At 55.6% G+C, this 11479-nt stretch carries 8 protein-coding genes; 4 read left to right on the forward strand and 4 right to left on the reverse strand.

The window, feature by feature from the left end; all coding sequences use genetic code 11:
* Positions 1-150 precede the first annotated feature (150 nt).
* The 4 genes from KDD17_RS18155 to KDD17_RS18170 all read left to right on the forward strand — a co-directional run bounded on the left by KDD17_RS18155 (position 151) and on the right by KDD17_RS18170 (position 7529).
* Positions 151-873 (forward strand): helix-turn-helix domain-containing protein, encoded by a 723-nt coding sequence (locus KDD17_RS18155; RefSeq protein ID WP_212706557.1) that lies wholly within the window; start codon positions 151-153, stop codon positions 871-873.
* A complete protein-coding gene (locus KDD17_RS18160) occupies positions 866-2794 on the forward strand; it encodes a relaxase/mobilization nuclease domain-containing protein (protein ID WP_212706558.1) in 1929 nt (642 codons plus the stop codon). Before KDD17_RS18155 ends, KDD17_RS18160 begins: the two co-directional genes overlap by 8 nt.
* A 15-nt stretch (positions 2795-2809) precedes the next feature.
* Positions 2810-4711, forward strand: coding sequence for a type IV secretory system conjugative DNA transfer family protein (locus tag KDD17_RS18165; protein WP_212706559.1), 1902 nt, complete (start codon positions 2810-2812; stop codon positions 4709-4711).
* A 703-nt stretch (positions 4712-5414) separates the two neighbouring features.
* Entirely contained in the window at positions 5415-7529 is a 2115-nt protein-coding gene (locus tag KDD17_RS18170) for an ankyrin repeat domain-containing protein (protein WP_212706509.1), read from the forward strand.
* A 128-nt stretch (positions 7530-7657) separates the two neighbouring features.
* On the opposite strand, the gene KDD17_RS18175 is transcribed toward KDD17_RS18170, so the two are convergent.
* Genes KDD17_RS18175 through KDD17_RS18190 form a run of 4 tightly spaced genes read right to left on the reverse strand, consistent with a single transcriptional unit; the run spans position 7658 to position 11478 of the window.
* On the reverse strand, positions 7658-8608 hold the full coding sequence (locus KDD17_RS18175) for an ATPase, T2SS/T4P/T4SS family (protein WP_212706510.1): 951 nt from the start codon (positions 8606-8608) through the stop codon (positions 7658-7660).
* A 26-nt stretch (positions 8609-8634) separates the two neighbouring features.
* The gene (locus KDD17_RS18180) at positions 8635-10068 is read right to left on the reverse strand and encodes a TraB/TrbI/VirB10 family type IV secretion system protein (protein ID WP_212706511.1); all 1434 of its coding nucleotides are present in this window, start codon (positions 10066-10068) and stop codon (positions 8635-8637) included.
* A gap of 2 nt (positions 10069-10070) precedes the next feature.
* Positions 10071-10802: a TrbG/VirB9 family P-type conjugative transfer protein gene (locus KDD17_RS18185; RefSeq protein ID WP_212706512.1), complete on the reverse strand. Its 732-nt coding sequence runs from the start codon at positions 10800-10802 to the stop codon at positions 10071-10073.
* A 4-nt stretch (positions 10803-10806) separates the two neighbouring features.
* Positions 10807-11478: a VirB8 family type IV secretion system protein gene (locus KDD17_RS18190; RefSeq protein ID WP_212706513.1), complete on the reverse strand. Its 672-nt coding sequence runs from the start codon at positions 11476-11478 to the stop codon at positions 10807-10809.
* Between the last annotated feature and the right edge of the window lies 1 nt (position 11479).

The raw sequence follows: 11479 nt of genomic DNA on the forward strand, positions 1-11479 counted from the left end.
ACTGGCAGGCGGTGTAGGGGGCGTTGAAATGCTATCAATGCAAAAAGATAAATTGCGCAATATATAATATTGTTATATAGAGGAAGGAGAAGAAAAGGACGTTGGCAGGATATGCCACTTGTCTGCGACATTTGTCCGAGGGGTTTCGAAATGAAGACAGGAAGACCAAAACGCCTCAAGCTGGAGCAGCGCATTGAACTGGCGCGGCGATACCATGCAGGAGAAACCCCAAAGGTATTGGCCGAAGCCTACGGCGTTTCTCGCAGGCATGTGACGCGGCTTGCAAAGGAAGAGCAGGGTGAAGGTCTCGCTGTGCGCGATCCCTCTGAGCGGGTCAGCTTTCGCGCCTCAGCGTCAGAGCTCGCAGCCTTTGATGCGGAGTGGCAGACACGCGGGTTTGCCAACCGCTCTCAAGCCCTCAATGCAGTGCTGCGCGGACGGTGTGGGTTCCTTGATGTGCCCCGTGATTTGGTCGCTGAGTTCTGTGCCAGTTGGCGGCAAGCCAAGGATGTCAGTGATGCAGGTTTGGCGCTCGCAAAAGCAGTGCATCGCGGAAAGGTGTCTGTGTCATCTGAGGACCGGGCCTTGCTCGTTTCACTGCTTGATCTGGCGCAGTGCATGACCCGTGAGCTTGGCCAAATGAAGGATGCAGCGCAGGTCCGGCGCAAGCGGGATTGGCCGTTAAAGGAAGAAGAGGATGCAGCCCTTCGGGCGCTTCCAGATCAGCCGACGCGGGCGGCATCCGGGCTGCGCTTGGTGGCGGGGGAGGGCGGTCGCGAAGGGGCGCGGAAGTCGGTGGCCTTGGGTTCGTGTGGAGGGGCCGCGCCGGAGGGGGGCGCGGCTGTGATCGATCGGAGCATCTCCAATGGCTGATCCGCTTGCCCTCTACAGTTCCGTCATGGGGAAGCTCTGGGAGGATGAGCGGATCCGGGGCAAAGCGGCGGCGCGGATTGACGCGCGTATCGCGGGCCGGCGGCAGGGGCGCAGCTTTGGGCGTGTTGGATCCATGTCAGCGCGCAACGTGGCCAAGACCGCCAGTGGCCAGAGCCGTGCTGCTGTGTTCAAGAGGATCAGGGCTGGGGGATGCAAGACGCAAAGCTCCCTTGGCAATCAGCTCACCTATATCAATGACAAAGCGGTCTACACCAACTCGACCATGACCAATGCGCTGACTGATGACGCTGTGCTATCCGAGGATCAGAAGTCAGAGATCATCGAGGCGTGGTCCGAGACCTGGCGTGGATCGACCAAGCTCGGGTTTACCTCGCACATGCTTCTGTCGTTTCCGACTGACGTCACTGTCGATCAGGTCCGCGACATCGCGATGGACTGGACCGAGCATTTCTTCGAGAGCGGTGAATACGGTGATCAGTGGGATTACGTTCTCGCCGTGCACGACGACCGGGCGCACAAACATGCCCACATCATTCTGAACAATCGCGGCCTCGATCAGGGCACATGGTTTTCTTGTTGGGCCGAAGGCGTGATGTCACCGCAGCTGATGCGCGAAAAGCAGGCTGAGATCGCGGAAGGCTACGGCGTCATGCTGGATGCCACCACGCGGCTTGAACGCGGCATCTTCGAGAAACCCGCAGGCCTCGCTGAAATCTACCGCGCCAAAGAAGAAGCGCGTTTGCCGCGCGAAATCATCATGACGGCCGAGGAGTCTGCGATTGCGCAAGCGCAGGTCGTGGGCTTTGCCAAAGACTACACAGAGTTTGCCGATCTGCTGGACCGCATGGACCAGCGCCATCTGGCGCGCGCCGTGCGCGGCATGGCCCAGAACCTCGGCACAGGCACCCCGTGGAAATTCACCGAAGGAGAGATCGACATGAAAGATATCAAAACCGTCGGTGATGCCATCGACTATTCCGAGCGCACGATTGAGGCGTTGCGGCTGAAAGCCGAAGAGCTGGACGTGTCCGAGCGCGCCGCGTTCGAGGCCAAGGCGGCGCCGGTCATCGCGGACCTGTCGCAGATGGTGCCTGATCCAGAATTGCGGGCGCGCTTTGGCAAGCAACTTGAAGAACCTTACCCACCCGGTGCCGGAAACGAGGTGCTGATCGCAGCGCTGCAATCGGGCAATGACGGCGCTTTGAACGATGTCCTCGCACGGGCCGACGAGGCGGGCATGGATGGTGACGAGTTGGTGGCGCGGATCACCGCAGGCGGTACCAAGAATTATGGCATGGCGCAGGACTGGGTTGAGCGGGACATGAATGCGGTCCTCAGCAAAGACGGGCTGACGGTTGAGAGTGCGAATGACGAACAGCTTGATGGAGCTTTGAAGCGCGTCGATGGGGTCATGGAAGCCCTGACCGAACGGGCCAAAGAACTGGGTGTCGCCATCGGGTTGAGCCTCGCAGAAGAAGAGGAGGCAGATCTGCCTTTGATTGATGAGGATGATCGCACGCCAAATACCTATCTGCAGGATCTGGCGGATATGCTGCGCGATGGGCAGCTGTCGGAGGTCCAAGAAGAGACGGTTGAGCGCACCTTGCAGGCTGAGCTGTTCAAAGAACTTGGCGAGGAAGGTCTCGGCGAGCTGCGGCGCGGGAATTACGAAGTGCTTGATGACGTGCTGCCGAGCAAGATCGATCAGATCACTGTTACGCAAGAATTCCTAGAAATGACTTTTGAGGAAACCGGCGACCAAGTGTTCACCGATCGCGCATCCATTCTGCAGCAGGACAAAGCGACTGAGATGGCACAGCTCAAGGGGCAGCAAGAAGCCCAGACCTTAGGCAAAGACCTTGGGCGTGATCGTGGTCTCGACGACGAGATGGAATTCTAGAGGGGGGATGAACAGATGAACAAAGCATTTCCTCTTTGGGCGGCACTGCCCTTTGGCGTAATCTGCGGCGCGATCCTTGGAACAATCGTCGCCAGCTTCTATTTGGCATTGGCGTTGCGCACGGGGTTTGGCAATTTCGACATGCTGGCGGTTTGGAACGCCAGCGCGGGATTGCGCGCGGCACACCCCGAAGCGTTCAAAGTGGCCTACGGTGCGGTTGGCTTTGGCTCTATTGGCCTAGGTGGTCTCGCACTTGCTTGGACCTGGAAGAAGGAACGCGATGATTATGGTTCAGCGCATTGGCAGACCAAACCCGAGCTCATGAAAAATGATATGCTTCACAAGCCGGGGGAGGGGTTTGTGTGCGGCAAGCTTGGGCTGCCGAAGTCAAAGAGCGAGTTCATTTCTTCAGCGGAGATCCCGCACGTGATGATGGTGGCGCCAACGCGGGCCGGTAAGGGTGTGGGCTTCGTTATCCCGAACTTGATGGCCTTCGCGGGGTCGGTTGTGGTGCTCGATGTCAAAGGCGAGAACTTTGAGAAAACCTCCCGCTTGCGTGCGCTTAATGGCGACGAGGTTTATCGCTTCAGCCCGTTTGATTGGTCCAATGCCACGCATCGCTACAATCCGCTGTCGCGCATCGCCAAGGCACCGAGCTTTGCGCAGCGGTTTACGGAAGTCAGCATCTTGGCTGATCTGTTCCTCGATAAGGACAATAAGACGCTGGATACCTTTTCTGAAGCTGGCAAGTCGATCTTTGTTGCGGCCTGTTTGCTGGCCATCCAGCGTGGAACGGCAAACCTCGGCGAGGTGAACAAGATCGTCGCGGGCGGGGAATACAAGAACGCGCAATACAAAACCTATGCCGATGAAGCCGAAGAAGCCATTCTGCGCGAGCTTTGGACCAATGCCGCCAGCGCGTCATCGCGATTGCTCACCTCAAATATTCAGGCGCTGATGACTGCAGGGCTCAAGCAGTGGGACAATCCGGCGGTACGATCAGCGACCCAAGGCAGCGATTTTGATTTTGCAACGTTTCGGAAGAAACCGCAGTCGCTTTACATCGCGGTGTCCGAGGACCACATCGCGACGTTGGCGCCGCTGTTGCGCCTGATGTTCGCTGATCTGATTGCGTCCATCCGTCTCAAAGAGCCAGGACCGGATGAGCCATGGCCTGTCATGATGATGATTGATGAATTCCAGCAGATGGGCGCGATGCCGTATCTGGAACGCGCGATCCATTCGCTGGCGAGCTATGGGGGCAGGGTGGCAATGATCGCGCAATCGCTGGCATCATTGGATCGGATCTATGGACCCGAAGGGCGAGAAAGCTTGGAGAACGGGGCAGGGCTCAAGCTCTACATCACACCGCGGGACCAACGCACCGTGAAGGAAGTGTCGGCCGCTGTTGGGAGCACGACTCGCGAGGCGGTGACGCGGATGTATGGGCGCAACAAGGGGATACTGGGTGCAACGTCCACCTCGGCGCGATTGGAAGAACGGCCGTTGTTGTCAGAAACCGAGGCGCGGCTGATGGATCCGGATGAGGTGATCATCCTTGCGTCACCGCAGCATCCGATCAAGGCGCAGCGGATTAAGTACTACGATGACCCGATGTTCAAGGCGATGGATGCCAAGCAGCAGGACAAGCCGTTTCCTTATCCACCAAGTGTAGAAGGTGCTGGGCCGTGGGGTGATGTCGGTAATGAGCAGGGGACAAGTGATACCGTGGGCCAGCCAGCGGCGCGAGATCGTGCAGAACGGCGCGAGGCGCGGGGGATGCGGGTCATGGCTGAAGGGGTTGAAATGGAGCAGCAGCCTGTGCCGGAGACGCTAGAGCGCGAGGCGGATGTGCCGAAGGCTTGGGACAGAACGCTGGATATGCGGGAGGAGCTTATCGAGGAATTGTTGGGGTAATAGAGGCTGTTGTCGCGACCAACAGCGGTCGTTCAGGAAAGCCGTAGCGAATTCACCCTTCGAACCCAGAGTGTCTGATGCTGTAAACTGCACCGACGACTGCGATGCGCAGAGACCGGACTTTGCAGAAATGTGCAATCTGCACATTTTTGAACTCATTCAAGTAAATGATTAGCCGCATTCACTATGGTTGATGCAAAATATCCGGTTCGTGTCCCGACCTTGTTTCTGTTTAGCACGGTATAATTTCCGTATTCCTAAGACATCCTCAAACATGAAAGGAAGACAGGATGTCCAAAACCAAAGCCATGAACTCGAAAGCTGCGGGACGTATTCAATCCGCAACCGCCCCAAAGACTGGCGGGCAAACAGCAAAAGGCAGTTTCGCCGCACGTGCTCAGAGTGCCGCTGCAAAAAGCTCCAACCGTAGCAGCTCTAAGAAATAAACTGGTCGGGATGGTGGTAACGCCACCATCCCGTTATCGAGGTGAGACATGTACTATTCCCGAGACAAAGATTTGAACAAGGTAATTTCCGACGCCGTAAATTCAGGGGCACGTTTTGTACGCGGCAAGAAGCATGGGAAGCTGTTTCTGCCCGAAGGCGGCATGCTCGTTTTTTCCAAAACTCCAAGCGATGTACGCGCCTCCCGGAATGTGAAATGCGAACTCGCAAGACTGCGGCGAAAACAGGCTTTGATGGCATGACAGAAACCCTTACCCCTATTCCGCAGCCATCCGAGATCATCGCGTTCCTGATCCGCGCGATGTCGCATGTCGATGACCAGCACGAAGAGGCGCTAAAGAAGGAACTTCAACGTCTGCGAAAGGGGAAACCGATCTCTCCTGAAGCCGCGAACGACCTGCTGAAGGCGCATTTGGCGGAATTTCATATAGCGAATGGCAATGACATTTGGGGCGAGACCGACTTCTTGGAAGCGCTGCATGGATACACTTTGCTAAGCCTTAGGCTGGATTGCGCAGCTTTACCCGCTGGCGTGGTACGGGGCGTGTTTGACCGAGTTGCATATGGATTGTTCCAGAACCTTTTTCGAAACGTACTTTACATAACTGGTGTTAATCCCCAAGAGATTCTTGGAAAACCCGATCAGGCGACAAGGCTCTTGTGGCAATCGCGTGTGAAAGACCATGGGCTTGCAGGCCTTGCGGCTGAGATCGATGTCCAGCCTGTGCTCCGCAGAGGGCAAGAAAACTGGGAAAGCTCAATCAAAGGCTGGTCCAAAGGCGAACATGACCCGCAAATTCATACGATACTACCGTTGATGAAAAACTGGGATCGTGAATTCGCTCGGGCGCTTCTTGTTGCACGTATGTACCGGAAATACTGCGAATTCAGCATGGTTGATCCAGCCAGACATGTTGACGGGTATGAGCTGCCGTTTAACTTCGATGCAATCCAGGCTGCGCTCTTAGATTTAGCGCGATCGCCAAGATATTTGAAGACCTGCGGTCTAAGTGCCTCCGACGAAAGTAAAATTAATGAAATTGCGAAACTCACGGATCCTCGGCGACCGAAATTAGATAGGGATTTTCTTAGGGTCGAAGCATTGTTTGAAAAGCTTGAGTATTCTCTGCACGATCAACAACGTCTTGCTGGTCTCTGTTTTTATCGCGGGCGATATCTTGCACAGGTGGGGCGATATGACGATGCACTAGACGCGTTTGAGACCGCCGCCAATTGGTTTCAATTTCGCAGCGCGACCCAGATGAAGAGCTGTCTGCACTATATCCTTAACCTTGCCAGCAAACTCGGAAAGCGACGTGTTCTTGCAAAGTGGCAAGGGTGGTGTGATGGCTTGGGGTTGGATCTAGACATTCCAGATGCTGATCTGTCTGTTTCCCGGGATTTTCCGGAGCTTTTTCCAGAGGCGCAGTCGGCTGACAATGCCGACCCTCTTAGCAATTACCTAATGATTATGCCGGAATGGGAAGAGCGCAAACCAGATTTACGCAACCCAAACCGCGTCATTAAGGGATACGGACCGACTCCGACACCGCAACTTTCGCTCTTTGCTAATCTCGGTCAGGTCGAAAAGGTTCGGCAACTTTTACGCGTCGGCGCTGATCCCGATGCTTTAGACAGGAACAACGGGTCAGCGCTCCTCAATGCACTGCAGGGCGAAGATGATGCCTGCGTGCAAGCGCTGCTTGCGGTGACCTCAACAGAAACAATCAACGTCAAAACGAAAGGTGGTAAATCTCCGCTACTGATGGCCATTAGTTTGGGAAGTTCAGACTACGTACAAAGCCTCCTTGAGAAAGGGGCGGAGGTCGAAATTACTAGTCTAAACCAGCAAACGGCGCTCTACGAATCCGTCAGCCATTTTGTTAATCCGATGACAATGGCACGCTCAGCGTTACAGCAGGGTAGAGGTCTCGACATGCCTGCGTTCTTACGCAAAACAAGCTCGCCTTTTCGCGACGAGCAAGTGCATACGATGTCACGCTACTCCCCAGAAGAGTCGGAAATTCTTCCCGGACTCGCAAAGCATTTTGTCAAAGGAGACTCACCAGCCATGCGCAACGTCGTGAAACTTTTGCTCGATGGCGGCGCGAATGTGAATGCACTTGCTGGACCCTCGAAACTAACGCCATTCCTTTACGCGGCCGAAATCGGTAATTTATGGCTACTTCAAACACTTGTGGACCACGGAGTAGACGTACGCTCACAGGATGATCAGGGTGGTACGGCCTTCTCGAGGCTGCACTATTTCGGGCATTCGCATCTTGTCTCTGAGTTCTTGCGCTGGCTGCCACCGGAAGACCGCATCTGGTTGAGAGAGAACGGATTTCGGTGAATATCAAATGGCTGAACTTTGAGTAAGGCGGTCATTTCCGCATCTCGTGGCGAACTGCCGCTTTTCCCGCATTCTGTAAGTCGATACGGTGCGCAGCGAATGGCTGCGATCGCCGCGCTTTATGGATTCTAGTTGGGCAAATAAAACTCAGCGATTCCGCGTTTACCATCAATCCGCCCTAGCTGGACGATCACATCTATAGACTTCTGAATGTATTGCCTCACCTCAGCAAAGGTCAGCGGTGTCCCGGCCTGCAAGACCATGATGGCTAACCGATCGATTGCAAGTTCAGCTGTTTCCGCATGGATGGTTGAGACTGACCCACCATGTCCGGTGTTGATTGCTTCGAGGTAAGTCAAGGCTTCGTCTCCCCGCAGTTCCCCGACGATGATACGGTCTGGGCGCATCCGCAAAGACGCTTGCAGAAGCGCGTTCGAACTTCTCTGTGATCCACTGCTGCGACTTGCCAGAAGGCCAACGGTATTGGGTTGGCTAGGGAACAGTTCAAACGCATCTTCAATCGTGATCAGTCGTTCGCCATCATCGACATGAGTAAGGAGATGTCGAGCAAAGGTGGTCTTGCCTGTCGATGTGCCACCACTGATCAATATATTGAGCCTTTGATGTACTAAGGCCTCTAAAGCGGCTTCAAGATTTTCTTCAGCTTGGCTGGCAATTTCCTTCATCTTTTCAGCCCTTAGTTGGTCGAGCGAGACAGCTTTGCCAAAAAGATATGATGGTTTGTACCCCTTCACGCCGCCTGTGGCGAAGAGACGGATCGTGATCGAAGCACCCTGTTCGATGGCTGGTGGAACCGCGACCTGAACGCGCAGAGGTCGGTCTGCATATTCAACTTTGCCAGACACTAGCGGGTTTTTCTCTGAGACGCGCGCATTGGCATCACCGACGATTGTCTGTGCCATATTGAATGCTGTGGCACGGTCTACGGTTTGGCCTTCGTGTCGCATTGTGGCGTCAGCTGCGGCCTCGATCCATACTTTGCCATCAGGGTTGATAGCGATTTCGACGACATCGTCGCGCAGTAACAGGTCTCGAAACGGCTCAAGATATCGTTCCAAGTACGACGCAGGCAGTGGGGATTGGCTCAATAGATCACCACATCTCGATCGACGATAACGGTTACGGATGCGCCTTGATCAATATATATAGTGGGTGCGATCGAAACCTGCTCGGCGATCACAGATCCCACTGCGTCTTCCAGATCGCCTGAAACCCCCTCAAGAACTTCGCTAGCTGTCTCATTGTCGGTACTGTTTGCAGCGACAGCGGGTGCTGCGCCAATGAGCGAGATCAGCGCCGCGCCACCAAAGCGTTCAGCGAACTTCGCATCAACGATCCCTGTTAACCCGGAGCGCCCAAGCTGGTCGCCGCCAACGGACGCAATTTCTATCGACGTCCCATCTGGGGTTAGAACGCGTGTCCAAAGGATCAGGATGCGTTTCTGGTTCAACTCAATCCCAGACCGATATTGGCCAAAAAGGCGAGAGCCACGTGGGATCAGGATCTGATTGCCAGAAAACGCAGGCACCGGTTCAGACACAACTGCTACAACAGATCCCGGCAGGTCACTGTTGATTGCTGTTTGCAGCGCGGCTTGGATGACAGAGCCTTGCGAAAGCGTTCGTTCTGGAAAGGCCATCTGGGATGCTTCTTGAACGTCCAACGGTCGTGCACCTTGGCGTAGATATTGCTCGTTTTCAGAAAGGGTTGGTCCATCCGCTCCTGCCACATCAGCATTTTGATTTGTTCCGCCAGCGGATGTGGCCCGCGGACCATCTGCATAAACGACAGAAGGCGAAACGATCTGTGCTGTCAGCAATTCTTGTGCTACCCGTTCCGCTTCACGCTGACGTTGTTCGTCCTCCTGACGCTGGCGCTCTTCGAGCAACCGTTGATCTGCTATCAACCCGTCGCGCGCCATTTCTGCTTCAAGCCCTTCGCGCTGCGCTCGTTCAGCGTCCAGCATGGCCTGTAAGCCGGCCAGACGTGCCTCGTTCTGTCGCTGCGCGTTTTCTATCTCGGTATCTTTGGCGGCAATCGAGGCTTCAAGTGCATCGGTTTGTACCTGAAACGCTTCACGCAGATCAGACACAGCTTCCTGAATTTCAGCGTTGCGAGCAGATTGGCTCGCAGCAAGCGCTTCCCGCAGCTTCGCGATTTCTTCCAGGACTGCTGCACTTGGCTCTACGGGTGCTGGGGCAGGGGCCGGAACATCGAGGGCCTCTTCAACTGCGATCAGTGCGTCATTGACCCGCTGGTCCGCTTCATCCGGCGGGAATTCCAACCGCCCACCATTTCCGGTGCGCTGGTCCTGAAAAGTCTCGACGTCGGATGTTTCTAGGCCTTCTTTTCCTTCTTGCAGATTGGTCGCCAGCAAATAAGCTGCGCCACCTGCGCCAAGCGCAAGGGCGATGGCCAGTGCACCGACACCGATATTACCGCCACGGCGTTTGGTTTTGCCCTTCTGGCTAAACGTGCTGAGGCGGTCCTGCAGGTCGGGTGTGTTCTCATCTGCCATGATCAGTTGCTCACATAAATTGCGCTGTTATCGCGCAAAGCGCAGATGGCCTCGTCGCCAATCCGCAAGGTCCAGAATTGGTTGACCCCAAGTACGCGAACAGTGTTGCCTTGCTGGGTCCAGTTCACGGTGCGTTCGCGACCTTGATCGTCTGCTTTGAAGACGGCGGGTTGCCGTCCGTTTTCAGGGAAGGTGAAGTAGGTATACCGCCCGTCATCGTAGATATGCGTTGGACGGAAATCCCCTTCGCCCGCGACGCGGTAGCTGTAGTTGCGCGGGGCCTCAAAGCCCTTGGGTTGGGTGTTGGCCGCTGCCGCGCGACGCTCATCCTCTGGATAGCGAAACCGCACCTCAAAAAACATGCCCGAGCGACCCGGAATGGCCCCTTCGCGCAGATGGAAGGAATAGGTCCGGCGGTTGGTGATTACTGTCATGTTGGTTGAGGCACCTTGCACATGCGGCTTGATGGTCAGGACATTGCCAAGTTCTGGTATGGGATCGACTTGGAAACTCTCGGTGTCGCCGACAATGACCGCGTCAAATCGTTCGCCCGCCCCAAAGTGGATGGTCGTTGAATGGCGCAGGTCAGTCTCTATCACGAAGACTTGGTTTTCAACATAAGTGGCGTTGCGCACGCGGTTGTCGAGCGACCCGCTTCGCGGAACGGCCTCTGACAGGGCGGGCGTGGCCGATAGCAATGCGGCAGCGCAGATCAAACGGGCAGCGATATTCAAGGGATCAGTTCTCCAAAGTCTCGGCGTCGACGCGGTAAGAGGTGACCACGAAGCCCAGGGGGTTGGCCCAGACGTCTTGCAGGCGTTGGCGGGTTTCAGGTTCAAAGGCATAGCCAACTGTGGCTACATAGCTGCGGGTCACCGAGCGCGTATCGCGCGCGCGGCGCAGTGTGCGGGTAAATCGCACTTGCGCCACGCCAGTTTCGATCTGGTTCACAGATTTGATGACAACTTCGATGACGGCATCGCGGCCATAGACAGCAATCGGATAGTCTTCGTTGGACGAGGTCCAAAGATCACGCAGAGTTCGTGCGGCATCGCCGTCTGAGCGTTCGAGCACAGAATTGATCCGTTGTTCGCCGTCGGTCAGATCATAGGTTTCTCGATCATCCACATAAGCGACAAGGTTGGCCTGAATAATGGCGTCACTCTCGGACAACGACAGCGCTTGTACAGCCGCAACACGGTCCATTTGGCCGGTTTCCTTGTCGACAACGACAACGAAAGTTTCGATCGACTTGAGTGGGAACAAGCTCGCTCCAGCGACAATTCCTGCCAGCCCAACCAGAACGCCCGCCGCAGCGACAAAATAGGCAAAGCGCTCGCGCCTACGCGGGCCGTAGATGAAATCCACAGCAAAGGCGTCGCTTTGGTCTTGGCTCGATTGGCTCTTCATT

The sequence above is a fragment of the Sulfitobacter albidus genome, from assembly GCF_018200035.1.
Classification (GTDB): Bacteria; Pseudomonadota; Alphaproteobacteria; order Rhodobacterales; family Rhodobacteraceae; genus Sulfitobacter; species Sulfitobacter albidus.

What these genes read in the sequence shown, in the direction of transcription:
- KDD17_RS18155 (WP_212706557.1), top strand. Translation starts at nt 151, where the DNA reads ATGAAGACAGGAAGACCAAAACGCCTCAAGCTGGAGCAGCGCATTGAA.
- KDD17_RS18160 (WP_212706558.1), top strand. Translation starts at nt 866, where the DNA reads ATGGCTGATCCGCTTGCCCTCTACAGTTCCGTCATGGGGAAGCTCTGG.
- KDD17_RS18165 (WP_212706559.1), top strand. Translation starts at nt 2,810, where the DNA reads ATGAACAAAGCATTTCCTCTTTGGGCGGCACTGCCCTTTGGCGTAATC.
- KDD17_RS18170 (WP_212706509.1), top strand. Translation starts at nt 5,415, where the DNA reads ATGACAGAAACCCTTACCCCTATTCCGCAGCCATCCGAGATCATCGCG.
- KDD17_RS18180 (WP_212706511.1), bottom strand. Translation starts at nt 10,068, where the DNA reads ATGGCAGATGAGAACACACCCGACCTGCAGGACCGCCTCAGCACGTTT.
- KDD17_RS18190 (WP_212706513.1), bottom strand. Translation starts at nt 11,478, where the DNA reads ATGAAGAGCCAATCGAGCCAAGACCAAAGCGACGCCTTTGCTGTGGAT.